Annotated in this window: 19 protein-coding genes; 13 read left to right on the top strand and 6 right to left on the bottom strand. The window is 61.7% G+C overall.

The window, feature by feature from the left end:
* Positions 1-344 precede the first annotated feature (344 nt).
* Both ACFY68_RS22810 and ilvA read left to right on the top strand, forming a co-directional pair.
* A complete protein-coding gene (locus tag ACFY68_RS22810; protein WP_387532036.1) occupies positions 345-776 on the top strand; it encodes a PACE efflux transporter in 432 nt (143 codons plus the stop codon).
* Positions 777-959: 183 nt separating this feature from the next.
* A complete protein-coding gene (gene ilvA / locus ACFY68_RS22805; RefSeq protein WP_387532033.1) occupies positions 960-2522 on the top strand; it encodes a threonine ammonia-lyase, biosynthetic in 1563 nt (520 codons plus the stop codon).
* A gap of 93 nt (positions 2523-2615) precedes the next feature.
* Here ilvA and ACFY68_RS22800 read toward each other — a convergent pair whose 3' ends face one another.
* The 3 genes from ACFY68_RS22800 to ACFY68_RS22790 form a co-directional block, all read right to left on the bottom strand.
* On the bottom strand, positions 2616-3803 hold the full coding sequence (locus ACFY68_RS22800; RefSeq protein ID WP_387532030.1) for a hypothetical protein: 1188 nt from the start codon (positions 3801-3803) through the stop codon (positions 2616-2618).
* Positions 3804-3866: 63 nt separating this feature from the next.
* On the bottom strand, positions 3867-4334 hold the full coding sequence (locus ACFY68_RS22795) for a VOC family protein (RefSeq protein ID WP_387532028.1): 468 nt from the start codon (positions 4332-4334) through the stop codon (positions 3867-3869).
* A gap of 123 nt (positions 4335-4457) precedes the next feature.
* Positions 4458-6077, bottom strand: a complete 1620-nt coding sequence (locus ACFY68_RS22790) for an NADP-dependent glyceraldehyde-3-phosphate dehydrogenase (RefSeq protein ID WP_387532025.1) — start codon at positions 6075-6077, stop codon at positions 4458-4460.
* 139 nt (positions 6078-6216) lie between these two features.
* Here ACFY68_RS22790 and ACFY68_RS22785 point away from each other — a divergent pair, with 139 nt between their 5' ends.
* From ACFY68_RS22785 to ACFY68_RS22750, 8 genes are all read left to right on the top strand, one after another.
* A complete protein-coding gene (locus ACFY68_RS22785) occupies positions 6217-7830 on the top strand; it encodes an EAL domain-containing protein (protein ID WP_346613223.1) in 1614 nt (537 codons plus the stop codon).
* Between the two features lie 254 nt (positions 7831-8084).
* Entirely contained in the window at positions 8085-9236 is a 1152-nt protein-coding gene (locus tag ACFY68_RS22780) for a hypothetical protein (protein WP_387532021.1), read from the top strand.
* A gap of 75 nt (positions 9237-9311) precedes the next feature.
* Positions 9312-10430 carry a glycosyltransferase family 61 protein gene (locus ACFY68_RS22775; protein WP_387532142.1) on the top strand — a complete coding sequence of 373 codons (1119 nt, stop codon included), beginning with the start codon at positions 9312-9314 and terminating at the stop codon, positions 10428-10430.
* Between the two features lie 339 nt (positions 10431-10769).
* Positions 10770-10946 (top strand): EPS-associated small membrane protein EppA, encoded by a 177-nt coding sequence (gene eppA / locus ACFY68_RS22770; protein ID WP_167060926.1) that lies wholly within the window; start codon positions 10770-10772, stop codon positions 10944-10946.
* 302 nt (positions 10947-11248) lie between these two features.
* A complete protein-coding gene (locus tag ACFY68_RS22765; RefSeq protein ID WP_387532018.1) occupies positions 11249-11806 on the top strand; it encodes a polysaccharide biosynthesis/export family protein in 558 nt (185 codons plus the stop codon).
* Between the two features lie 64 nt (positions 11807-11870).
* A complete protein-coding gene (locus tag ACFY68_RS22760) occupies positions 11871-12947 on the top strand; it encodes a hypothetical protein (protein ID WP_387532015.1) in 1077 nt (358 codons plus the stop codon).
* Between the two features lie 20 nt (positions 12948-12967).
* Entirely contained in the window at positions 12968-14536 is a 1569-nt protein-coding gene (locus tag ACFY68_RS22755) for a GumC family protein (RefSeq protein ID WP_387532012.1), read from the top strand.
* A 12-nt stretch (positions 14537-14548) separates the two neighbouring features.
* Positions 14549-15355, top strand: coding sequence for a CpsD/CapB family tyrosine-protein kinase (locus ACFY68_RS22750; protein ID WP_346613229.1), 807 nt, complete (start codon positions 14549-14551; stop codon positions 15353-15355).
* 65 nt (positions 15356-15420) lie between these two features.
* On the opposite strand, the gene galE is transcribed toward ACFY68_RS22750, so the two are convergent.
* The 3 genes from galE to ACFY68_RS22735 form a co-directional block, all read right to left on the bottom strand.
* Positions 15421-16383 carry a UDP-glucose 4-epimerase GalE gene (galE, locus tag ACFY68_RS22745; protein ID WP_387532009.1) on the bottom strand — a complete coding sequence of 321 codons (963 nt, stop codon included), beginning with the start codon at positions 16381-16383 and terminating at the stop codon, positions 15421-15423.
* A 75-nt stretch (positions 16384-16458) separates the two neighbouring features.
* The gene (locus ACFY68_RS22740) at positions 16459-19059 is read right to left on the bottom strand and encodes a glycosyl hydrolase family 5 (RefSeq protein WP_387532006.1); all 2601 of its coding nucleotides are present in this window, start codon (positions 19057-19059) and stop codon (positions 16459-16461) included.
* A 4-nt stretch (positions 19060-19063) separates the two neighbouring features.
* On the bottom strand, positions 19064-20590 hold the full coding sequence (locus tag ACFY68_RS22735; RefSeq protein ID WP_387532003.1) for an O-antigen ligase family protein: 1527 nt from the start codon (positions 20588-20590) through the stop codon (positions 19064-19066).
* Between the two features lie 94 nt (positions 20591-20684).
* Between ACFY68_RS22735 and ACFY68_RS22730 the strand changes: the two genes are divergently transcribed.
* The 3 genes from ACFY68_RS22730 to ACFY68_RS22720 all read left to right on the top strand — a co-directional run bounded on the left by ACFY68_RS22730 (position 20685) and on the right by ACFY68_RS22720 (position 23787).
* Complete coding sequence (locus ACFY68_RS22730; protein ID WP_387532000.1) at positions 20685-22061, top strand: oligosaccharide flippase family protein; 1377 nt, start codon at positions 20685-20687, stop codon at positions 22059-22061.
* Between the two features lie 134 nt (positions 22062-22195).
* Positions 22196-22324 (top strand): hypothetical protein, encoded by a 129-nt coding sequence (locus ACFY68_RS22725; protein ID WP_346613234.1) that lies wholly within the window; start codon positions 22196-22198, stop codon positions 22322-22324.
* Positions 22321-23787 (top strand): FAD-dependent oxidoreductase, encoded by a 1467-nt coding sequence (locus ACFY68_RS22720; RefSeq protein ID WP_387531997.1) that lies wholly within the window; start codon positions 22321-22323, stop codon positions 23785-23787. The genes ACFY68_RS22725 and ACFY68_RS22720 overlap by 4 nt, the downstream gene beginning before the upstream one ends.
* Positions 23788-23866 lie beyond the last annotated feature (79 nt).

The raw sequence follows: 23866 nt of genomic DNA, 5'->3' as shown, positions 1-23866 counted from the left end.
GTGAGGTTCGGGAGACGCCTGGCTTGGGTGTGGAGGTGATGCGCAGATCGAGCGCCGCCCGCGCGGCGCATCGCGGGCAAGCCCGCTCCTACATTTGTTGCAACGTGCCATGGCCTGATAGGTCATAGTTGCCAGCCTTGTTAGCATGACGGGGTTTATCGGCTGGCGCGGCCGGCCCCACACAAGGCTTCAGCCATGCACCAAGGCGAACAACGATGGCCTTACAGGCCATGGTACGTTGCAACAAATGTAGGAGCGGCTTCAGCCGCGATGCGCCGCGCGGGCGGCGCTCGATCTCAAAAACGATGAAAATGCCATGGCAAGCACATACAGGAGACCCAACCATGCAAGGCAAGGCCCGCAAGATCGTCCAGGCCATCCTCTACGAGGCCATCGCCGTGGCCTGCGTGGCGCCGGCGCTGGAGCTGGCGTTCGGTGCCGGCATGGCGCAATCGGCGGTGCTGTCGATTCTGATGTCGGGCATCGCCATGAGCTGGAACATGGCCTTCAACTGGGCCTTCGAGCGCTGGGAAGCCCGCCAGCAACAACGTGAACGCACCTTTATGCGCAGGCTGTTGCACGCGCTGGGTTTCGAAGGCGGGCTGGTGGTGCTGCTGTTGCCGCTGGTGGCGTACTGGCTGGATGTCAGCCTGTGGGCGGCGCTGCTGACCAACCTGGCACTGTTCGTGTTCTTCTTCGTCTATGCCTTCGTGTTCCAGTGGGGCTTCGACAAGGTGTTCGATGTGCCGCTGTCTGCCCAACAGGCCAAGTGTTGACACGCCCGCCCGTAGCGGGATAAGTTCCCACCCCATGAACACTTTCCTGCACGTGAACGCCATTATTATTACCGCCATTATCAGTTTGGCGGGCTAGCGCGTACGTGCACCAAACCCGCCCTGGAGGCGGGTTTTTACTCTTCGACTCCTGGGCAACGCGAAAACAGCCAAGGAGTTGCACCGATGACCAGCCTCAACGTCAGCCCACGTACCCCGCTCAGCCCGCAGCAACTGTTGTCGGAGCAGGTGCGGCGCATCTTGTCTGCGCCGGTGTACGACCTGGCCATCGAGACGCCCCTGCAAGCAGCACCGGCACTGTCTGCCAGCCTTGGCAACCAGGTGCTGCTCAAGCGCGAAGACCTGCAACCCACGTTCTCGTTCAAGATCCGCGGTGCCTACACCCGGCTGTCGCGGCTGACCACGGCCCAGCGCGAGCGGGGTGTGATTACCGCATCGGCGGGCAACCATGCTCAAGGCGTGGCCCTGGCGGCTTCGCATCTGGGCCTGAAAGCCACCATCGTGATGCCCACCACCACGCCATCGCTGAAGGTCGAAGGTGTGCGTTCGCGGGGTGGCCATGTGGTGCTGCACGGTGAAAGCTTCCCGCATGCGCTGGCCCATGCGCTGACCCTGGCCGACAGCGAGGGCGCGACCTTCGTGCCGCCGTTTGACGACCCGGATGTGATCGCCGGCCAGGGCACGGTAGGCATGGAAATCCTGCGTCAGCAGCCAGGTGCGCTGGACGCGATCTTCGTGCCGGTCGGTGGCGGTGGGCTGGTGGCGGGGATTGCCGCGTATGTGAAGTACCTGCGCCCCGAGGTGAAGGTGATCGGTGTCGAGCCGGAAGATTCCAACTGCCTGCAGGCCGCCATGGCCGCCGGCGAACGGGTGATTCTGCCGCAGGTCGGCACCTTTGCCGACGGCGTGGCGGTGGCCCAGGTCGGAGCCCATTGCTTTGAACTGTGCCGGCACTTTGTCGATGAGGTGTTGACTGTCAGCAGCGACGAGCTGTGCGCGGCGATCAAGGACATCTACGACGATACCCGCTCCATCACCGAGCCCTCAGGCGCCCTGGCGGTAGCCGGCATCAAGAAGTACGTGGCGCGCGAAGGCGTGCAGGGCCAGACCCTGGTGGCCATCGATTCCGGCGCCAACGTCAACTTCGACCGCCTGCGCCATGTGGCCGAGCGCGCCGAGCTGGGTGAGCAGCGTGAGGCGATCATCGCCGTGACCATCCCCGAGCAACCCGGCAGTTTCCGCGCCTTCTGCCAGGCGCTGGGCAAGCGGCAGATCACCGAGTTCAACTACCGCTATTACCCGGGCAAGGAAGCGCGGCTGTTCGTAGGCGTGCAGACGCACCCGCTGCACGACCCGCGTGAAAAGTTGCTGGCCAGCCTGGCCGAACAGGGCTACAGCGTACTCGACCTGACCGACAACGAGCTGGCCAAACTGCATGTGCGCCATACCGTGGGCGGGCATGCGGCGCCGGGGGCGGATGAGCGCGTGCTGCGCTTCGAATTCCCCGAGCGGCCGGGGGCGCTGTTAGGGTTCCTGGAGCGGTTGGGCAAGCGCTGGAACATCAGCCTGTTCCATTACCGCAACCATGGCGCGGCCGAAGCGCGGGTGTTTGCTGCGCTGGAAGTGCCGGCGGACGAGCAGGCCAGGTTGCCGCAGGCGCTGGATGAGATGGGGTACCGGTATTGGGATGAGACTGATAACCCGGCGTACGCGTTGTTTCTTGGGTAACCGCGCACTAGCGGGACTGCGTGAATTATCGGGGCTGCTTTGCAGCCCTATCGCGACACAAGGCCGCTGCCACAGGGAGGCAGCGTATCTTGATCAGCGCTCGCGCATGAAGAACCCGGCCACAAACTTGCGGAAGGTCTCCAGGCTCTTGAAATCCGCATACCGCTTGAAGTTCTCGGCATCCGGCTCCGGCCCCACCGGCTGCTCGAGCAGCGACACCGACAGCACCCGGTCCTGATCCGAGGTCAGCACCAGCTCATCCATCACCTGGCCGCCAATCACCGGCCGGCGCATCTGCACCTTGACACCCTTGCTGGCCATCCAGTCGATCAACGACACCAGCGCTTTGAGCGGCTCACGCTCTTCGTCGCGGTACACCGGGAACAGGTGAGCGCGTGACAGCACCGGCACGCTGGCCACGTGGATCAGTTCGTAGAAATGACTGCCCGCCGTGGTCGGCGAATACAGCGCCAGTGCCAGCAGCGGCCCGGACGTCCGGCTGCCGCCCCAATACAGATGATGGCCCTGGAAGTCGAAGCCATCCTCGCTGCGATTATTGAACACCTTGCGGCCCTTGATCTGGTCGACGCAATCGAGCATCAGGCCATGGCGGCGGTGGTTGCCGAACACCGTGGCCTCGCGCAGGCGGGCCTTGAGCATCAGCATGTGCTTCATGTCCAGCCGGGTTTCCAGGTAGTTGCTGGCGGGCACGCGCTCGAGCAGCGGGTAACGGCTGGCGACGCTGCGCAGTTCGGCAAACTGGCTGGTGAGGTCTTTTTTCAGGTGCGTGGCGTAGAGGTTCAAGCCACTGGTTTCGATCCAGGTCAACAGCAGCGACAGCAGACGCTGCTGCTCCCGGCGCTCGCTGCCGTCAGGGGCGCCGCCAGCGCTGTCGCTGGCCTTGCGGAAATCACCCAGCAGGCGCAGCGCGGTGTCGGGGGGCAGCCAGGCGGCGGGCGGGGCGGGGTCTTGCTCGCGCTCGGCCGCCTCGCGCTCGTCCTTGGTGAACGGGCACCCCGGCGCATGCTCGGCGGTGCCGGGGTTGTTCTTGAGAAACAAGGTGCCGGTGCTGCCATTGAGGGTGACATTCAGTACCGGCAGGGCATCCTTGCGGCAATCGCAGGCCAGCCAGTGGTTGGCGCTGCGCACCCTCATCAATAACTGGTTGGCCTGCAGCAGGCGGGGGCCGACGAGGGTGCCCGCGGCAAATGCCTGCAGCAGTTCCTCCTCGGCCGGGGTCAGGCTACGGACCTGCGCGGCGGTTTTGTCGATGATTCGCATGAAGCAGCTCCAAGCTACGAGCCACAAGCTTCAAGCAAAGTCGCGCCGCTTTCAACTTGCCGTTCAGTTACCACCGAACATCTTGGCAGCGCGGGCACGGATTTCTTCTGGGCTGAGGTCCTCTTTGTGGGTGGAGACGAACCACATATTGCCGAACGGGTCTTTCAGCGTGCCGCTGCGGTCGCCGTAGAACTGGTCTTTTACCTCGTGCAATTGCGTGGCGCCGGCGGCGAGGGCCTGGGCGTAGACTTTGTCGCAGTCCTCGACGTACAGGTGCAGGCCGACGGCGACGCCATTGAGTGACTGGCTGGCGGTGAGGCCACCTTCCATGTCGCACGGGTCGGCGAGCATCAACGACGAATCGCCGATCTTCAGTTCGGCGTGGCCGACACGGCCGTCAGGGCCTTCGAGGCGGAACATCTCGACTGCGCCAAAGGCTTGCTTGTAGAACTCGATGGCCCGGGCGGCATCCTTTATACCCAGGTAAGGGGTGATGCTGTGCTGGCCTTCGGGGATGGGTTTGGCTGCCATGTTCGAATCTCCTTTGCCGGGGATGCATGAGGGGCGCGATATGCGCCCCTGTTGCATAGAGTCGTTTAGCAAAGCGGAAGATCGACACGCACGCTAGACCAAATGTCTATAACCACGGCGGCATCAGAAGATGTAATCGGTGGTGAGGAAACTCGATTGCCGGTTGCGGATGATTTCGCTGATCAGTTCTTTGTTGGCCTCCTGGAACCGGGTTGCGACCAGTGTGCGGATGGAGAACACGCGCAGGGCGTCATGCACCGACAGCGTGCCTTCGGCGCTGTTCTTGCGGCCGTTGAAAGGGTAGGTGTCCGGGCCGCGCTGGCACTGGGCGTTGAGGTTGATGCGGCCCACCTGGTTGGCGAAGATATCGACCAGGCTGCCGATGGTCTGCGGGTCGTTGCCGAACAGGCTCAGCTGCTGGCCATAGTCGGAGTCCAGCACGTAGTCGATCACCGTCTGCAGGTCGCGGTAAGGCACCACCGGCACCAGCGGGCCGAACTGTTCCTCGTGGTACACGCGCATGTCGCTGCTGACCGGGTAGAGCAGGGCGGGGTAGAAGAACGAGCCGCGGCTGTGCCCACCGCCTTCATTCAGCACCTGCGCGCCCTTGGCCGTGGCGTCGGCCACCAAGCCGTCGAGGTAGTCCACCTTGCCCGGTTCCGGCAGTGGGGTCAGGGCCACGCCTGGCTCCCACGGCATGCCTGGTTTAAGCGCGGCAAGCTTGCGCTTGAACTTGTCGAGGAACGCGTCGACCACATCCTCATGCACGAACAGGATTTTCAGCGCCGTGCAGCGTTGGCCGTTGAACGACAGCGCGCCGGTTACCGCTTCTTCAACGGCGTTATCCAGGTCGACCTGCGGCAGCACGATGCCCGGGTTCTTGGCGTCAAGCCCCAGTGCGGCGCGCAGGCGGTGTGGGCGTGGGTGCAGCTTCTTCAGGTCGCTGGCGGCCTTGTGCGTACCGATGAAGGCGAATACATCCACCTTGCCGCTGGCCATCAAGGCGCTGACCGTCTCGCGGCCACGGCCATAAATGACGTTGATCACGCCAGCTGGGAAGCTGTCGCGGAAGGCTTCGAGCAGCGGGCGGATCAGCAGCACGCCGAACTTCGCCGGTTTGAACACCACGGTGTTGCCCATGATCAGGGCCGGGATCAGCGTGGTGAACGTTTCATTCAGGGGGTAGTTGTAGGGGCCCATGCACAGCGCCACGCCCAGTGGCGCGCGGCGGATCTGGCCGAGGGTGCCTTGCTCGAGCTCGAAGCGGCTGGAGCGGCGGTCAAGGTCCTTGAGGGCGTTGATGGTATCTACGATGTAATCGCAGGTGCGGTCGAATTCCTTTTCGGAGTCCTTCAGGTTCTTGCCGATCTCCCACATCAGCAGCTTGACCACCGCCTGGCGCTGTTCGCGCATGCGTGCCAGGAAGGTTTCGACATGCTGGATGCGTTCGGCAACGCGCATGTTCGGCCACACCCCGCGGCCCTTGTCATAAGCCTGTACGGCGGCATCGAGTGCGGTCAGGGCCGTGTCGGCGTCGAGCAGCGGGGCGCTGCCAAGGATGACCTGGCGCTCGCTGTCGCCGTCCCTGAGCCAGACCGGGCTGCGCACGGTGGCCAGTGGGCCGTCCCAGCGGCGCAGCTCACCGTTCACCAGGTAGTCGCGTTGCTCGAGTGGCTCGCCCAGGCGCCACGCCTCGGGGATGTTCTCGGCGGCAGGAAACAACGAATCGAGCTGACGGTCCATGGGTACTGCACCTCACATGTGTTGGCTAGGTGAAACGCTTCAGCTTCGAGCATGCACCGGCCTGAAGAAAAACACCAGTCTGGCTCAACATTGCCGAAGCTGCGCCGATACAGAAGCAATCGAGTGCGTCCGCAGGCTTATGATCCCGTCCAATTCCCCGTATTCCGATGAGCAGAAGCCGGCTGCCGGCACCCTGCGCAAGACCGTCAAGCGCTTGCTGCCGGTGGCTTTTGCCCTGGCCGGCATCGGCTTGTCGGTGGCGCTTGGGCACCTGGACGCACAGCGCCAGCAGGCGCCAGAGGGCGCAGGCGTGTTCGCTTCGCCGCTGTTCTGGCTGGGGCTTGTGTGCACCGGCCTGAGCGGCCTGTTGGTCGCCCAGATCAATCGCAAGCAGCGCCAGTTGGTGCAGCGCAACCGCGAGTTGCAGCGCTCGCAGGCGCAACTCGAGCGCCTGGCGCATTACGACACTATCACCGGGCTGCCCAACCGCGTGCTGTTCCAGCAACAGTTGGCCGACGCCACACGCCAGGGCAACGGCCTGGCGGTGCTGATGCTGGACATCGACGGTTTCAAGCAGGTCAACGACAGCCTGGGCCATGCCATGGGCGACTTGCTGCTGCAGCAGGCTACCGCGCGCTTTCTGCAGGAACTGGACACCACCGACCGGCTGTGCCGGCTGGGCGGCGACGAGTTCGTGTTCATGCTGCAGGGCACCCAGGGGCAGATCAACCATCAGGTCCGCCACCTGCTGCGTTGCCTGCAACGGCCGTTCGACCTCAACGGCAATGCCGCGCTGGTCACCGGCAGCATCGGCCTGGCCTGGTGCCCGCAGCACGGCGCCGATGTTGGCAGCCTGCTGCGCCACGCCGACACCGCGATGTACGTGGCCAAGGAGGGTGGGCGCAATACCTGGCGGCCGTACCACCGCGACATGACCGCGCGCCTGCAACAGCGCCTGGAGCTGGAGCGCAACTTGCGCCGGGCCCTGCAGAACAACGAGTTCGAGCTGTGGTACCAACCCAAGGTGGACCTGTTCAGCGGCCAGCTGGAAGGGGTTGAAGCGTTGCTTCGCTGGCGTGACCCTGAGCATGGCCTGGTTTCGCCTGGCGAATTCATCCCGCTGGCGGAGCGCACCGGCCTGATCATCCCCCTGGGTGAGCGGGTGCTGGAATTGGCCTGTGCGCAATTGGCAGCCTGGCGTGCCGACGATTGCCTGCCTGGCCCGCTGGCCATCAACGTTGCCGCCCTGCAGATCGAGCGCAGCGACTACGTGTCGAGCCTGGCGCTGGCGCTTGAACGGCATGCTCTGTCGCCCAATATGCTGGAAGTGGAAATCACCGAGAGCCTGTTGATGGAAAGCCAGCAGCAGGCCTGCGCCGCGCTGGCCCAGCTGCAGGCCATGGGGGTGGCGACGGCAGTTGACGACTTCGGCACGGGCTATTCGTCGCTGGCCTACCTGCGTGCCTTGCCGATCGACCACCTGAAGATCGACCGCGCGTTCATCAAAGACCTGCCCGGTGATGACGACGCCGTGGCCATCGCCCGGGCAATCATCGACCTTGGCCACGCCCTGGGCTATCGCATCACGGCTGAAGGGATCGAAACCCAGGAACAGTATGACTTCCTGCGCAATGCAGGTTGTGATCAGGGGCAGGGCTACCTGATGGGGCGGCCGATGCCTGCGCCTGACCTGGCGCTTTGGTTGGCCCGTCAGCCCGACCGGGCGAGGGGTAATGGCAACGCCGAGAGATAGTCACTTGTCGATAGGTGCCAGGTGCACCTTGCCGTGTTACTTATCCCTTATTTGACGCCATTAAATAGAGGCCGGTGATATCAATTGGCCGCTTGCCAAGACGCAGCCTTGCATCTTAAATTGTTACTGAATATTAGGATGGTAGAGCGGCTAAGTTCCCATTTATATCAATGTGTTACGCGGGTTATCTGCACATTTCCGATACTCTTTTTCGATCACGCCCATGGGCAACATCTAAGGACGTCGAAGCAGACATGAAACAGCACCTGGCAGCGGTAGCCCGAAAATTCATCTCCCCCTCCATGCGCTATGAGCTCAGAAACGTTTCAAACGTGATACGCGACATGCTGGGGCGTGCGTGTTTCTGGCGCTGGGAAGTGGCCCGTTTCAGGCTGCAGCAGGAGAGCCCCTACGAAATCCTCTACATTGGCAGAAAACAGCAGCGGGAAATGGCCAAGCTGCTGATTGGCGGCAAGGGCCAGCAGCAAACCCAGGTGCCCGAAAGCAGCGCGGCAGCCACCACGGCGAACCGTGTGGTGGTGAGTGAACTGCCGACCCTCGGCGCGTTGTCCGTGCCGCACTACCTGAGTGCCGTCGTGCCACTGGGCCGTTCGCTGGACGACATCACCGCACGCTATGACAGCGAACTGCGCCGCAGCATCCGCAAGAACCGCCCGTTGTACGAGATGAGGCAAACCCTGGCGGATGACGACATCGCCATGGCCGACCGCGACCTGCTGCGCCCGTATGCCACTGCCAGGCAGGGCATCCATGCGGCGCAGTTCCCCACTGAAGAGGTATTCCGCCTGGCCAAGGGGGTAGGCCGGCTGGACTTGATTACCGTCAATGGCGAAGTGGTCGCCTGCCACCTGGGCTGCGAGATTACCCGCGCCGGCAAGCGTTACTGGAGCACCCTGCGTTTCGGTTACTGCGAAGCGGTGTTTTCCGACGCCAAGAAGCTGCGCGAAGTCAATTCCATCACCACCTTCATGGCGCTGGAGTGGGCCTTGGCCAACGGCTTCGACTACTATGACATCGGCCTGTGCCTGGCACGCCCCGATGACGGGTTGCTCAAATGGAAGCGCCGACGCGGGGGCGATGTCGATTCGCTTGGCAACCACGCCTACATGTTCATCCGCTTGCCGCGAACGGGCGTTGCGCAGTTTCTGTGGGACACGCCGCTGTTTGCAGTTGAAGGCAACAAGTTGACGCTGCACCTGGGGTTACCCGACGGGTCCAGTGATGAAGAACTTGCCAGCCGTTATCACGAGATGGTGTTTGGCGGCCTGCACAAAATATACCTTTATGGTGCCAGAAGTTCGGGCGAGCAATTTCTGGAGAACTTGCGCGAACGTTACGCGAGCGTGAAGTCGCCGCCGACGATGGAGCGGGTCTTGTCCAGTTAAGTTGTACGCAGGTTCGGCATCGAACAGGATGTCGTTTGCCACGTTATTGACGTTGTCATTGATAGGGGACGTTTGATGGGAAGCGATATCTCACAGTTTAGCCAGGCGCTGAACGCCCGCGAAAACACCTGGACACTGGCGGCGTACAGGAACATGGCAAGAAAGCGGCTGATGCGCAAAGCCGACATCGATATAAAAAGCCTTGCGGTTAAAACCTGGGATATTGCACCGGGTGAAGCCACCCTTTCGCCTCCTGCCATTTACCTGCCCGGCCAGCTGGAACGTGTCACTGGCTGGGAGGCCAAGCGCTTTTACCCCTATATACACCCAGCCCGCACCATGGAGGGTGGCATCAGTGCGCAACAGGGCCCGACCCGTGGCTACCTGATCAAAGATGTATGGATGGTTGACGGCGCGCTCTACAAAGGCAATGCCAGCCACTGGCTGTCGCTGAAGCCGAGCAACTTTCCCCGGGTAAAAGTCGAGTATGAGATTGAACGGGGGGCTGCTTTCTGCACGCAAAACGGCAATACATGGTTTGGCACCTGGTTGATGGAAGACTGCCCGACCTATGCCCTGGCCGTTAACGAGGGCATCCCGATTACCATCGCGCCGTCGGCGCGGTACCCGCTATTTACCCAAGGGCCGGCTTATGAAGATTGGTTAGGTATGCAGCCGCTGCGGGTGCGCAGTGCTTATTTCAAGGAACTGGTGCTATTTGATGACGTGAGCAACAACCGCAGCCGTCACCAACGTTACCGCGCCATGGGTGACAAGTTGCTGTCGCATGTCGATCACAGCGCACACCCCGGCGTGTTCATCCTGCGCGGCAGTGAGGGTGACTTGCGTCTGATGCGCAATGAATTGGAAGTTGCCGAACACCTGCGCAGCCACCGCGGGTTCCGTGTCATCAACCCGCTGAAGTGTGATGTGCCGACCATCGTTGCAGCCTGCGCGGGCGCAAGGACGGTAATTGGCGTGGAAGGCAGCCAACTGGTCCACGGTGTCAACGTGCTGCGCTCGGGGGGCGCTGTAGTGGCACTGCAGCCACCGAACCGCTTCGTCAGTTACTACAAATACCTGACGGACCGAGACCACCAGCATTTCGGCTTTGTGGTGGGGATGCCGGAGGGTGAGGGCTTTACGATCGATGTCGAAGAAGTCGAGCGTACCCTGGATTTGCTACCGTCATAAGCGTGACGGTAAGCGCAATGATTCTCACGTATTCTCGCTGATGAAACACATTAACGCTGGCCGGGTGTCGGCCAGGCGGCAAAGCTGCCCCGGTTGAGCCTGCATTCATTGCTACCCGTTTATGATAATTTTCAGCAACTTGGGTGGGCATATCAAGGCTGGGTCGAGGCTGCAAATTCTGCATGTCGAGATATTGACGAAACCAGGGCATATCGATTGAGATTTATTATGGTGTCGGATCGTTGACGTAATGGCATCGTGCCCATAAGCTCCAATCAACAGCGATTAAAACCCCTGCCAAAAACCCTTGCCACACTTTCCTCTTCGTAGGAGGGGACCATGCGTTCGACACTCTTCATCAAATCGATTTTCCTGTTGGTATTATTGAGTGGTGCGGCGCGCGCAGCGGACTCTTATATGAGCCAGACCAATATTGTACCGCTGGCGACAGCCGGTTGGTTGTTTGCATTTGCGGTTATTGGTTTTGTTGCGGTGGCAAACAGAAAGAAAATCTAGTTTCAGGCAGTACCGTTGCAACGTTGTACATGTATTACCGCGCTGCCGGTGAATTGACGCTAAATAAGGGATATTTGCGTTAAGGGGGGATTCGCCGCTTGTCAATTTTCCAGCTATTGCTATATTCCAGTAGCTGACGCCCCAGGGCTGATTGGCAGTGGCACAAGCAGCATCGCGGTACAAGGCCTCCAGGATGCTCGAGGCCATCGCAGCGGGTCACCCCTGCGAAGCGGAGCGAGAGGTTTAGTGTTGTTCTCATTCAGTGCTCTTGAACCTGGGCCGCAAGGCCGGAGGGATCCCTCATGGCGCGTTTGCTGATTTCCATCTTCTGCGTACTCGTAGCGTGGTCCGGCGCCACTGTCGCCGATCAAGGCAACTCGGCGTACCTGCTCAGCCCTGGCGACAGGGTGTTGATTTCGGTATGGCAGGAAGACACGCTTCGCCAGGAAACCGTCGTGCTTCCCGACGGCAGCATCACATTCCCCCTGGCTGGCCGAATCGATGTGGCTGGCCTCGATGTCACAGCGGTAGCCAGCAAGGTCACGGCCGGCCTCAAACCCTATCTTGCCGACCCTAACGTCAGCGTCGTCGTCACGGGCACTGCTGGCAATCAGGTGTATGTCCAAGGCAAAGTGGTCAAGCCAGGCCCAGTACCGATGACAGGCCCTACTGCGGTGCTGCAGGCGCTGAGCATGTCGGGTGGAATGGACAAATTCGCCGACGAAAGTGCCATCAAGGTCATCCGTGGCAACGGCCCTTCGCAAAGGGTAATGCCAGTGCGTTACAAGGATCTGGTCTCCGGGCGGGACATGTCCACCAACTTCCAACTTCAGGCTGGCGATACGCTGGTCGTACCTTGACCCCTCATATAAATAAGAATCTCCAGTGCCTATTTTTCGACCAACACGTATTGCGACGGCGATCATGATGATGCCGTTCGCGGGGGTGGCTCACGCCGCCATCTGGCAGTCTTCAGCCGTGGTACCCACGTCTGTCGAGTACGACAGCAACCCATTGCTCCTGACGTCCGAGGAGAAAGGTGTGACGCGTACCATCATTGCACCCGACTACACCCTCACAGGCCAGTTCGATCGTGACCAACTGCGCTTTGGGTTGGGCGTGAACGTGCTGCGTTCATCCGACCGTTCGGTCGTCGATGACCGCGAAGACCCCAAACTGAGCCTGGGCTGGCAGCGCGAAACCGAGACCGGCGGCTTTGGCCTGCTGGCACGCTATGAAGAAAGCTCCACGCTGTCCGGCGCCGTGCAGGATACCGGTGTGGTCACCACCGACGGCACCCAGAAGATGACCACGCTGGAGGGTAACTGGACGAGTGCGGTGACCGAGCGCAGTACGCTGGCGAACGTGCTCACGTACTCCCATGCACGTTACGACATCAGTACGCTGACCGGCTACGACGAGCTGTTCAACAAATCGACCTGGACCTACGCCTGGAACGAGCGCACCGACATCATCACCGGTTTCAACGCCAGGCGTTATGAACCGCAGGATGACACCACAGCAGTGTCCTCCAACAGTTACAGCCCGAACATCGGCGTGCGTCACCGGTTCTCCGAGCGCTTCGAAGGCGAGATGCACGTTGGCGTCAACAAGACTACAGGCCCAGGGGGCGGGCGCCGTGGTGAAGGCGGCATGTCGCTGTTCTATCGCGGCGTCCGCGCCGATGCCAGCTTGAGCGCCGAGCGCAGCACCGTCGCCAACGCCGAGGGCGGCTTTGCCGAACTCGACATGGTGCGCGGCAGCTGGAGCTACCTGGTCACTGAAGTGGACCGCGTGGGCGTCGATGCATCCTGGCAGGACAGCAAAGGCGTATCACCGAATACCTTGCAGACTTATGGCGTCTGGGCCAGCCGAGCGTTTTCGCCGGCCTGGGACCTGCGTTTCTCTTTGATGTACAAGCAGCGTAAGCAAGACGGCTTGCCCGATGCTGACGCGACCATTGCTGGGCTGACGCTGACGTATAGATATCCCGACATCTGACTCTCGCACGGGTGGCCACCATGAAATCCGAGTACGAGCTTTCCCTCAAAGATTACATCGCCATCATCAAGGACCGCGCCTTGTTGCTGGGGGTGAGCATCGTCGTCGTGGTTGCCGCAACCGTGGGGGTCGCCGTCACGGTGCCGCCGCTGTATCAATCGACCGGCACCATCCTGGTGGAGTCGCAGCAGATTTCCCCGGACCTGGTGTCGGCGAACAACAACAGCTTTGCCGATGAGCGCATCGAGGTCATCCGCCAGCGCGTGATGACCCGCGAGAACCTGCTGAAGATCATCGACAAGTACAACCTGTTTGCCGACAAGGGCCGGCAGTTCAGTGAAACCGACAAGATCGACCAGATGCGCAACGCGATCGTCGTGGCCACGCTGAGCACCTATGTCAAAGGTCGAGGCGAAGCCACGGTCGCGTTCACGGTTTCGTATGAAGACAAGCGTGCCGACGTCGCCAAGGAAGTGGCCGACGAGCTGGTAACGCTGTTCCTCAACGAAAACATGAAACAGCGCACTGAACGGGCCACCGAAACCACCGAGTTCCTCACCCAGGAGGCGAACAAGCTCGGCGCGGAGCTTGCCGACCTCGAAAACAAGCTGGCGGACTTCAAGCAGGCCCACGCCAATGCCTTGCCCGAGAACCAGCAGTTGCGCATGAGCATGCTGTCACGCTCGGAGCTGGAGTTCCGCGAGGTTGACCGCGACTACAAATCGGCCCAGGAAGAACTGCGTTACCTCGAACTGGAACTGTCGGCCGCCAATGCGGGGGTGCCCAGCCAGGCTGCCGGCGGCAGGCCTGCACCCGCGGACCAGCCGCAAGACCTGGCCAGCCTGAAGGCCGAGTACGCCAGGCTGCTGACCAAATACACCTCGGCGCACCCCGATGTCGTCGCGGTCAAACGCAAGATCGACCTGTTACAGGCGTCGGGCGGGAAGGGCATCGCTGCAGCTGCGGCCATGAACCTCGATGCCGCGAGGGTGCGCACCAAGATGGCTGCGGCGCAGTCGCGCATCAGCTCGCTGGCCGAACAGAAACGCCAGCTCACCGCCAAGATGGAAGGCTACGAGGCCGATATCCTCGAAGCCCCGCAAGTCGAGCGTGGGCTGGTGACCTTGATGCGTGACCACGACAACGCACGCAAGAAGTACGAAGAAATCCGCAACAAGGAAATGGGCGCGAAGATCACCGAAAGCCTCGAGCAGGAAAACAAGGCCGAGCGCTTCGTGCTGCTGGAACCCCCTTTGATGCCGGAAAAACCGGTCAAGCCCAACCGCAAGAAAATCGTCGCCCTGGGCCTGGTGCTGGCACCGGCCATTGGCGGTGGCTTGGTGATGTTGCTGGAAATGCTCAACCAGCGGGTACGCGGTGTGGGTGCGCTGGAAAGCGTGCTGGGCAAGCGTGTGCTGGTGGCTGTCCCATACATTCCCACGCAGGCAGATGCAGCCAGGCGCCGCAAGTGGCGGTTCTGGTTGCTGATCGCGGGGTTGGTACTGGTTGCTATGCTGATGGTGGTCGTCCATGTGTTCTACATGCCCTTGGACCTCCTGCTGTTTAAAGCTATGGCTCGGTTTGAATAGGGAAGCGCAGCGATGGACAGAATTACGCCGGCTATCGGAAAGAACATTCATCAGGTTTCTCCCAGCCCTGCAGAAACGCCCAAGGCGCCGCTGTTGGCGGACAAGCCCGAGGCCCTTGGGCAGTTCGATTATGTGCAGACCAAGGTGGTGCCGCTGAATGCGGAGCACCTGGAGCGCAACCGCATCGTCTCGTACAACAAGAACTCGAACATGAGCGGCGCCATCGACCTGCTGCGCACGCAAGTGCTGCAGGCCATGGAAGAGAACGGCTGGCGTACCTTGGCGATCACCTCGCCAACGCCTGAGGCGGGCAAGACGGTGCTGGCGGTCAACCTGGCCATGAGCATCGCCCACCACACCACCAAGACCGCCTTGCTAGTCGACTTCGACCTGCGCCGCCCACGGGTCGGCAGCAGCCTCGGCTTGCCGATGGACAAAGCGCTCAACGAGCTGCTCAAGGGCGAGGCGTGGCTTGAGGAGGTGATGGTCAACCCGACCTTGCCGCGTTTTGTCGTGTTGCCAACGCGCGAGCCGATCCCGATGTCCACCGAGATGCTCTCGTCGCCCAAGGTGAACAGCCTGATCAACGACCTGCGCGATCGCTACGACTCGCGCATCTGCATTTTCGACCTGCCGCCGCTGTTGAGCTCCGACGATGCGCTCACCGTATTGCCGAAGTTCGACTGCGTGCTGCTGGTGGTGGCCAACGGGATGAACAGCAAGAAGGACATCGAGGATTGCCTGCACCACCTGGCGACGGCGAACCTGATTGGGGCGGTGTTGAACAAGGCGGATGAGAAGCCGCGGGCCTACTACTAGAGACAGGTTCGCTTCAAACGGGAGCAGGCTGGGCAAGCCTGCTCTTGGCTGTTCTGTATCTCAGTTCATCGCCACGGATACTGCAGCTCCCACTCCCAAGCATGGCGCACAATCTGCTCCAGTGAATCAAACCGTGGCTGCCAGCCCAGCACCAGCCTGGCCCTGGTAGCATCCGCCACCAGCCTGGCCGGGTCGCCATCGCGACGTGCGGCCTCGACCACATTGATCTGCCGCCCCGTTACATCGCGGGCTGTATCGATCACTTGCTGCACCGAAAACCCCAAGCCATTGCCCAAGTTGAACGCCGTGGTAGTGCCTCCTTTCGACAAATACTCCACTGCCAGCTCATGGGCGGACGCCAGGTCGGCAACATGCACGTAATCGCGGATACAGCTGCCGTCCGGGGTGTCGTAATCGTGGCCGAACACGGTGATCGCCTCGCGCCGCCCCGCGGCGGCCTGCAGGATCAACGGGATCAGGTGCGTTTCCGGCTCGTGGCATTCACCTAGCAGCCCTTCCGGGTCGGCGCCTGCTGCATTGAAGTAGCGCAGGCACACCGACTTCAGCCCATACGCCCGATCAAAATCCTGGAGGATCTGTTCCACCATCCACTTGCTGCGGCCGTAGGGGTTGATGGGCGCCTTGGGGTGCTGCTCATCGATGGGCACGTACTGTGGGTCGCCGTAGACGGCGGCGGTGGAGGAGAAGATCAGGTGTCTGATACCTGCCCGCACCATGGCGTTGAGCAGGGTAAGGGTGGCAGCGACGTTGTTCTGGTAATACTTGCCAGGGTCGCTGACCGATTCACCTACCTGAATGAAAGAAGCGAAATGAAAGACGGCATCGAAGTGGCAATCGCCAAACAAAGTGTCCAACGCATGCGCGTTGGCGATGTCCAGCTCGACCCATTCGATGCTCGGGCCGGCGGCCGCGGTGTCCGCCACCACGACTTCATGCCCGGCGCGCAGCAGGTGCTTGACCATGTGCGAACCGATATAACCTGAACCCCCGACCACCAAGTACTTCATCCAATCCTCCTGGAACAGACGCAGCGTCGAATGCCTGGAATTCAGGTCTGAATTGACTCTAGATGGCGATATGCCCTATTTCAAGAAAAGCCAGTTGGTCATGTTCTGAGCGTCGAAGGTGATCATGTAGCGCCCATCCTTGTAGCTCGCAGCCAGTGTCTTTTCCTGGCCGTCGGCAGTGCGGCTGTACAGTTTCAGGCCCGCGGGTGCCTTGATGCTCAAACTACCTTCAAGCGGTTCGACGTGGAACGGCGTCATGTCGTCGGGCCGGGGGACAGCACGGCTGCCGAGCGAAATAAGCAGGTTCCGCGACTGACCGAGCGGCTTGGCATCCAGGCTTTGCACTGCCACGCTGGCGTACGCGGTTTTCAGTTGCAGGGTGATGTCGCCGAGGCCGATCGACTGGCCGCCCAGCCAGCCTGTGGCGGCCTGGGTGAGGGGGGTGTCGATGGTGTAGACGCCCTGTTGCCAGTTGCGCCGCAGCTCACCGGTATCGGTGACCGCTTCGCTGGCGTTGGCATCCAGCAGGGACTGGTCTGGGTCGTGCAGCACCTGGGCATCGGCCGGGATGGCGCCGGCCTGCAACCAGGGCAATTGTGCGGTCGGCGGCATGGCGATCTGCAGCCGGCCTTTTTCCATGGCGGTACGCAGCAACACCGATGTGTTGGGGGTAATGGGTGTGTTGTAGAGCGTGTCGGGGGTAGGCGCGAACACGTAGCGGGTCTTGGCCAGCTGCACGTCTTCGCGGCGGTAGAGCAGGGCGGCGGCGGGCATCGTGGCCATCAGCCCGGGGTCGTTGTAGGCGTTCCAGTTGTCGGCCCGGCGCCACTGGGCCAGAAAACCCTGCTGGCTATAGGCATATTGCATGATCGCGTCCCAGCCCTGATGGCTGGCCGTGGCCGCGACGTACAACGGCAGCGAGTGGCGATCAGGCAGCGGGAAGGGTTCGGCGTTCCACTCGGTCACGGTCATCGGCAGCCCGACTACTTGAGCGGCACCCAGCCAGTTGATCAGGCCGTCGCTGGTCAGCGGGTTCTTCTCCAGCTGGCCGATGCCGCCATAGCTGTGGGCGTCGATCACATCCCCGGTGGTCAGCGAAGGCAGCGACGACAGCCCGTTGCCGCCCCAGGTGCTGGTGGTGGCGATGGGTACCTTGACGCCGAGGCTGCGCAGGTCCTTGATCATGTCATCGAAAACGCGGTGCTCCAGGTCATTGAGGAACAGTTTCGACGGGCCTTGTTCCCAGGCGCGCCAGGTCTTGTCTGCAGGCAGGTCCTGGCGGGCGGCGAAGGCCTTGGCTTCGTCCATGTACAACTTGCTGTGTTTGGGCACGCCCTTGTCTGGCAGCAGGGCGTTGCCGAAGTGGTGGGTGATGTCGTTTTCGTTGGTGATCAGGATGGCTGCGATGGCCGGGTCGTCCTTGTAGGCCAGCCCGGTGTAGCTGTTCACGTGGGTCATGTATTGCTGGGCAAAGCGCTTCATGGCCTGTTGCAGGGTGACGTTGACATAGGCATAGCCCTTCAGGCCGGCAACCTCGTGTTCCTTGGGCAATTCGTCGAATGCATAGATGTTGTCGTTGGCGGTGAGTACCCGCGACACGTTCATGTCGAGCCACACATAAATGCCTTCGTCCTTGAGGCACTTGATCCACCAGTCGATCTTCTTCAGCGCATCGGCATCGAGTTGCCCGGTGTCCTTCAGGCGCTGCAGGTCGCCGAAGACATTCGGGCTGACCCAGGGCGAGTCATGGTGGTGCAGCCTGACCAGGTTGAAGCCCAGCGCCGACAGCCGTTTGGCCTGGGCCTTGATCTCTTCGTCGGGGGTCTTGAACAGCGCGTAGGCCGACAGGTTGGTGCCCCAGAAACGCGCCGGGGTGTTGTCGGCAAATACCAGCTGTTCACCGGCCGCCTTGACGAAACCGCGCTTGCCCGCAGGCTTTTCGGGGGCATTGAGGAACGACAGGTCCACCGGCGACGTGCGCCAGTCGAGCTGGTCGTCAGGCCATTGCGTGGGGTCGGCCAGGCCAAAGCGTTCGCTCGGGGTCGGGCCGATGGTGACGTCGCCGGTTACGTTCAGCACCGCCTTGATCTGCTGGCGACCGGGGCGGATCGGGTCGGTATAGAAGAAGGTACGGATCTGGCGGGTGTCGCCCCGTTCGAAATAGACCTTGGCCAATGGCGGGTCGAAGCGCATTTCCACGCGCGGGCCTTGTGCGCGCTTGCCCCACGACCAGCCCCGGTTGCCCGGCAGCAGCACCGGGTCGCCCATCTCGCCGGCGATCAGTGCGGGGTCGAAGTCCCAGACGATGCCGCCACCCATGACACCGGCCTGCTTGCTCTGCGCTTGCAGGTCGAAGTTCCAGGTCAAGGTTTGCGCTGCGTCCTTGCGGATGTCGGCCTTGAGGTCGAAATCCAGGTCCTTGTTGTTGCCCGCCAGGGTGTAGTGGTAAGGCCCTTCGACCTTGAACCTCGGGTAAAACCCTGTCCAGCTCCAGTTGGCGCCCCAGAAGTTGAAACTCGACGCCATCGCCGCGCCGCCGCCGCGTGTCAGGCCTGGCAGGCCATTCTGTTCGTTGACGCTGACCACCCATTGCGAGGCCCAGCCGGCCAGCGGCAGCAGCAACAGGCCAGCGAGTGCCGTTGCCCGGGTAAAAGGGCAGAGGAGTGTGCGGATCATCGCGTTACCTCGGTTGCAGGCTGACGTTGGCGGGCTGAGTTACATCGGCCTGGCCGAGCCTGCGCACCATCTGGATGTAGGCAATGCCGAGGCCGCCGACAGACCAGTAGATCACCGGGATCACCGTGATGCTGCTGACCGTGAAGATGGTCACCAGAATGCCGAGCAAGGTCGCCAGCAGTACCCGGCCCAGTTCGCGGTACGGGTCATCCCGGTCGGTAAAGGTGCGCAGGGTTTTTCTGATGCCCAACACGACGCAGGCGAAAAAGCCCACGAACAGTGCCAGGCCGACCAGGCCGATGCGCAGGGCCAGGTTGATGTAGGTGTTGACGATGTCGATGATGCCTTCGCCCTGGATCATCGACTGCATTTCCGGGGTGTTGCGGAAGTCGAAGGAGCCGAACAGCGGGTAACGCTGAATGACGATCCACGAGTTGTCGAGCAGGCGCTCGCGGTAGGTGATGTTCTCGTGGTCCACATTGCCGATGAAAGGCAGCAGGTCGAGCACTTTTTCGCCGCCGGGCATGATGCTCAGCAGCGGGATGCTCAGCAGCCCGGCAAGGCCCAGCAAGGCCAGCCGGCTTAGCGCACGGCGGCCCATGGCGATGTACACGACGATCAGCACCACCGCGCCCACCCAGGGGCCGCGGGACAGCGGTGCGAACAGCCCGGCGGCCAGCAGCAGGGCGCCCAGGTAGCGCTGCATGCGGTTGCGCACGAAGCCTTGGACGAACAGGAACAGGCCGATCGCCACGGTGATGACGTAACCCAGGGCGATGGCCTGCCCGGTGGTGACACTGGCGCGTAACGCACCGCCGCGGCTCAGGTAGCCTTTCATGCTCCACTGCACGCCCAACGCATCGAGCAGGGCGTTGTACAGCAGCCAGTGGCGCACATACTCGGCCACCGCCAGCAGCGACAGCACGAACGCGGCAATGACGAAGGCCAGCATCACGTCCTTGAATTCGCTGATATCCCGCACCCCGCGGCTGGCGACGTAGTAGGGCAGGAACACGTCGATATACAGGTACACCCCCTGGCGCAGGGTGTCGGTAACGGTCGTTTCGCGCAGGTACAGCAAGGCCATCAGCAGCAGGCTGGCGGCCAGCAGCTTGTCGGCCAACAGCCGGCCAAAGCGCAGGGTATCGCCTTGCTTGCTCAGCACCAGTGCGGCAGGCAGCAGTACGCACAGGGCCAGAATGCGCTGATGGTTCAGTTCGATGAGGTAGTTGACCACGCCAAACCCCGGCACCTCGACCGACGCCGGCGGGATGACGAACAGCAGCATGAAGAACAGCGCCATGGGGTTGCGCTCGCGGCGCCTGGCCGTTAGCAGGATGACTGCGGCCACGGCCGTGTAGATCCAGTAGCTGTGGGCAAAGAACGCCACCAGCGTCAGGGCGAACCACAGGTTGCGCCGGCGCTTGAAATCACCCTCGGGTATCAGGTCGGTCGCCGGGTTGCGGGCGAGGAAAAACACCACACCCGCTACGAACAGAATGACGACCAACGCACGAATATGTTCTGGCATCTGAAGGGTCACCTGTCCCTGGGTGGGTGGGCACTAGCATCATGGCTAATTGAAACTATAGTGACTTCTAGCCAATCAGTCAGAGATTGAAGTCATGCCGTCGATTGATGTGCAAGCCTCATCCAGTCTGCGCAAGCGCGCCTTGGGCGCCGGGGCATGGAACCTGGTGTCGCTGGTCGCCTCGCAGGTGCTGCGCCTGGGCGGCAACCTGATCATGGCCCGGCTCCTGCTGCCGGAAATGTTCGGGGTGATGGTCATTGCTACCACCGTTTCGGTACTGCTTCACCTTCTGTCGGATGTCGGCCTGCGCCAGAACATCATCCAGAGCCACCGCGGCGACGACCCGCTGTTCCTCAATACCGCCTGGACCGTGCAGATCGTGCGTGGCTTCGTGCTATTCGGGTTGACGTTGCTGCTGGCCCTCGGTGCCTGGGCTGCGCAGGTGGCTGACCTGTGGCCGGCACACTCCACCTATGCGGCGCCCGAGTTACCCCTGGTGCTGGCAGTCACCGGCCTGTCGGCGATCATCTGGGGGTTCCAGTCGACCAAGATAGACGTGGCCGTGCGAACTTTCCAACAGAAGCGCGTGGTACTGGTCGACATCGCGTCGCAGGTCGTCGGTTTGATCACGATGCTGGCCATCGGTTATTTCACCCGGTCGATCTGGTCGCTGGTGATCGCCGGCCTGACCTCCGCCCTGGCCGGTACGCTGCTCGGCCACCTGGCCCTGCAAGGGCCGCATAACCGTCTGCAGTGGGACCGCGCGGCGTTGACCGAACTGATCGTGTTCGGCCGCTGGATACTGCTGTCATCAATGGTCGGTGTGCTGGCGATGTATGGTGACCGCATCTGGTTCGGCGGCACCATGACGGTGGCGCAGCTGGGGGTCTATTCGATTGCGGTGCTCATACTCGGGTCACTGCAGACCGGCCTGATGAAGCTGTTCGGTACGGTGGCGCTGCCGGCGTTCAGTGAGGCAGCCCGGTCGGGCGACAAGGCTCGCCTGAAGAAGCTGTACTTCCACTTCAGGCTGATCGTGGATTTGGTGATGCTGTTCCTGTGCGGTGGCTTCCTGACCGGTAGCCCGCTGCTGATCGGCTGGTTGTACGACGCACGTTACGCGGACGCCGGCCCCATGCTGGCGATCCTGTCGCTGTCGTTTTTCACCCTGCGCTATACCTTGGCCCATCAGCTGTGGATCGCCTTGGGCCACACCAAGTACCAGGCGATGGACAACATCATCCGGCTCGTGTCGCTGTGGACCCTGCTACCGTTGCTGCTGGCCTTGGGCGGTGTGAAATGGGCGATCTGGGGCGCGGCACTGCATACCTTCCCAACCCTGATCCTGATTTTCTACGTCAACTGCAAGCTGGATATTTTCAGTGTGAAGCGAGAACTTGTGGTGCTGCCAATGATTGTGGTCGGCGCGCTTTGTGGCTTTTTGCTCACACGCCTTTTCGACTGGCTGTGAAGCCCTGATGGCACGTTGTACCGAACAATAACGAGCTCAATAACATCAATGACATAGGTCTTGTGATCATGGGGAAGCTGCAGTTTCTTACTCGGCAGTTGGGGCGCAGGGGCTTTCTTCGTAATTGTGTCTTGTTGAGCGCCGGAGCTGCCGTGTTTGGCGTGGGCGCCAGCGTGCCGCGCAAACCTGCGGTAAAGGGCGAGTTTGTCGTGATCAACGGCTGGGTGTTGCCTTCCGAGTACTTCAAGGACGGGCGAGCATGATCAAGGACTATGAGGTTGAGAAAACCCTGCGCAAGGCTTACGACGTCTGCATCATCGGCGCCGGGCCGGCCGGCATCACTCTGGCCTTGCGCCTGGCCGAGGCGGGGTGGCGGGTGGTGCTGCTGGAGGGCGGTGGTCATGAGTATTCACCGCGTTCCCAGGCGTTCTACAGGTGTACCTCCACCGGGCTTGAACTGTACGCTGAGGAAACTCGCCTGCGTTACCTGGGCGGCACCTCCAATCACTGGGCAGGCCGTTGCCGCCCCTTCACGGTGTCCGACTTCGCCAATGCACCGCCAGTCGATCTGCCCGGCTGGCCCATTCCCTATGGGGAGATAGAACGTTACCTGCCCGCAGCCATGGATATCGTCGACCTGCCGCAAGGCGCCGAATTTCGAACGGTCAACGCTGGCCTGGGCGGCGATGAATTCGATGCCGACCGCTTTCTGCTCAGCCCGCCAACGCGGTTTGCGCAAAAATATGCCAAGGCGCTCGACGAAACGGCAGGGCTGGACGTGTTCATCAACTGCAATTGCGTCGACCTGGATTTCGACGAGGCTGCCGGGCAGTTGAAAGCGGCCGTGGTCTCCGATTACGCGCGCAATCGTCAACGGGTCGTGGCGAGCACATTCATTCTCGCCACCGGCGCCATCGAGAATGCCAGGCAGTTGCTCAACAGTACGACGCTGGTGGGCGCAGGCGTGATCAAGAAGGATGGCCTGACCGGCTGTTGCCTGATGGAACACCTGAACGTCGATATGGGCACGTTCATCCTCAAAGACGGGCAAGGTACCGAGCCACGTCAGTACTACACCACCGATACGTTTGTTTCCGAGTACCGCGCCGGCAAAGGCAATGTCTCGACCACCGTGCTTACCGATGTGCAGACCTATGGCAGAACCGCCGAGGTGAAGCACTTTCTGGAGAACCTCGCCTGTGAGATGGGCCTGGCCAGCAAGATCGACTTCGTGGCCAAGTTCAGTTGCCCGGGCGATGGCGTCATCAGCACGATGATCGAACAGTTTCCCAATGCCCACAGCCGTATTTCGCTGCTCGACGAAAAGGATGAACTGGGTGTCTCCAAGGTCAATGTCAATTGGGCGCTCAGTGCCACCGACAGGCATACCATCAAGTGCATTGGCAGTGAACTGGCCAAGCAGTTCGCCGAGATGGGGCTTGGCTTCGTCAAGCTGAACGACTATGTCTACGACACCGACCTTGCCTTGAAAGTGCAGCCGCATGCCCACCACATGGGCACCACGCGCATGGCAGCGTCACCTGAGTTCGGCGTGGTCGATAGCGACTGCAAGGTGTTCGGCACAGACAACCTCTACGTGGCCGGCAGCAGCATTTTTGCCACGGGCGGCGCTTCGAACCCGACGATGCCGCTGTTGCAGTTCGCGCTCCGCCTGGCCGACCACCTTGATGCACGGTTGAAGGCGGCCAGGGGCGAGCGGGTTTGATGAAGGCTTGAAGCACAGGGTAAAGGGTTGAGAGCGTTGCGGTCAGCACAAAGAAGAACGAGACCGGTTCGCCTCAGGG

The organism is Pseudomonas sp. NPDC012596 (assembly GCF_042902325.1).
In the GTDB taxonomy this organism is placed as follows: Bacteria; Pseudomonadota; Gammaproteobacteria; order Pseudomonadales; family Pseudomonadaceae; genus Aquipseudomonas.
This window is presented reverse-complemented; position numbering and strand designations above follow the sequence as displayed.

Excerpts from the sequence above, each read along its gene's own strand:
- ACFY68_RS22750 (WP_346613229.1), top strand. The coding sequence starts at position 14,549 with ATGGACAGAATTACGCCGGCTATCGGAAAGAACATTCATCAGGTTTCT.
- ACFY68_RS22800 (WP_387532030.1), bottom strand. The coding sequence starts at position 3,803 with ATGCGAATCATCGACAAAACCGCCGCGCAGGTCCGTAGCCTGACCCCG.
- galE (WP_387532009.1), bottom strand. The coding sequence starts at position 16,383 with ATGAAGTACTTGGTGGTCGGGGGTTCAGGTTATATCGGTTCGCACATG.
- ACFY68_RS22780 (WP_387532021.1), top strand. The coding sequence starts at position 8,085 with ATGAAACAGCACCTGGCAGCGGTAGCCCGAAAATTCATCTCCCCCTCC.
- ACFY68_RS22735 (WP_387532003.1), bottom strand. The coding sequence starts at position 20,590 with ATGCCAGAACATATTCGTGCGTTGGTCGTCATTCTGTTCGTAGCGGGT.
- ACFY68_RS22790 (WP_387532025.1), bottom strand. The coding sequence starts at position 6,077 with ATGGACCGTCAGCTCGATTCGTTGTTTCCTGCCGCCGAGAACATCCCC.
- ACFY68_RS22755 (WP_387532012.1), top strand. The coding sequence starts at position 12,968 with ATGAAATCCGAGTACGAGCTTTCCCTCAAAGATTACATCGCCATCATC.
- ACFY68_RS22795 (WP_387532028.1), bottom strand. The coding sequence starts at position 4,334 with ATGGCAGCCAAACCCATCCCCGAAGGCCAGCACAGCATCACCCCTTAC.
- ACFY68_RS22730 (WP_387532000.1), top strand. The coding sequence starts at position 20,685 with ATGCCGTCGATTGATGTGCAAGCCTCATCCAGTCTGCGCAAGCGCGCC.
- eppA (WP_167060926.1), top strand. The coding sequence starts at position 10,770 with ATGCGTTCGACACTCTTCATCAAATCGATTTTCCTGTTGGTATTATTG.
- ilvA (WP_387532033.1), top strand. The coding sequence starts at position 960 with ATGACCAGCCTCAACGTCAGCCCACGTACCCCGCTCAGCCCGCAGCAA.
- ACFY68_RS22810 (WP_387532036.1), top strand. The coding sequence starts at position 345 with ATGCAAGGCAAGGCCCGCAAGATCGTCCAGGCCATCCTCTACGAGGCC.
- ACFY68_RS22765 (WP_387532018.1), top strand. The coding sequence starts at position 11,249 with ATGGCGCGTTTGCTGATTTCCATCTTCTGCGTACTCGTAGCGTGGTCC.
- ACFY68_RS22740 (WP_387532006.1), bottom strand. The coding sequence starts at position 19,059 with ATGATCCGCACACTCCTCTGCCCTTTTACCCGGGCAACGGCACTCGCT.
- ACFY68_RS22760 (WP_387532015.1), top strand. The coding sequence starts at position 11,871 with ATGATGATGCCGTTCGCGGGGGTGGCTCACGCCGCCATCTGGCAGTCT.
- ACFY68_RS22720 (WP_387531997.1), top strand. The coding sequence starts at position 22,321 with ATGATCAAGGACTATGAGGTTGAGAAAACCCTGCGCAAGGCTTACGAC.
- ACFY68_RS22775 (WP_387532142.1), top strand. The coding sequence starts at position 9,312 with ATGGGAAGCGATATCTCACAGTTTAGCCAGGCGCTGAACGCCCGCGAA.
- ACFY68_RS22785 (WP_346613223.1), top strand. The coding sequence starts at position 6,217 with ATGATCCCGTCCAATTCCCCGTATTCCGATGAGCAGAAGCCGGCTGCC.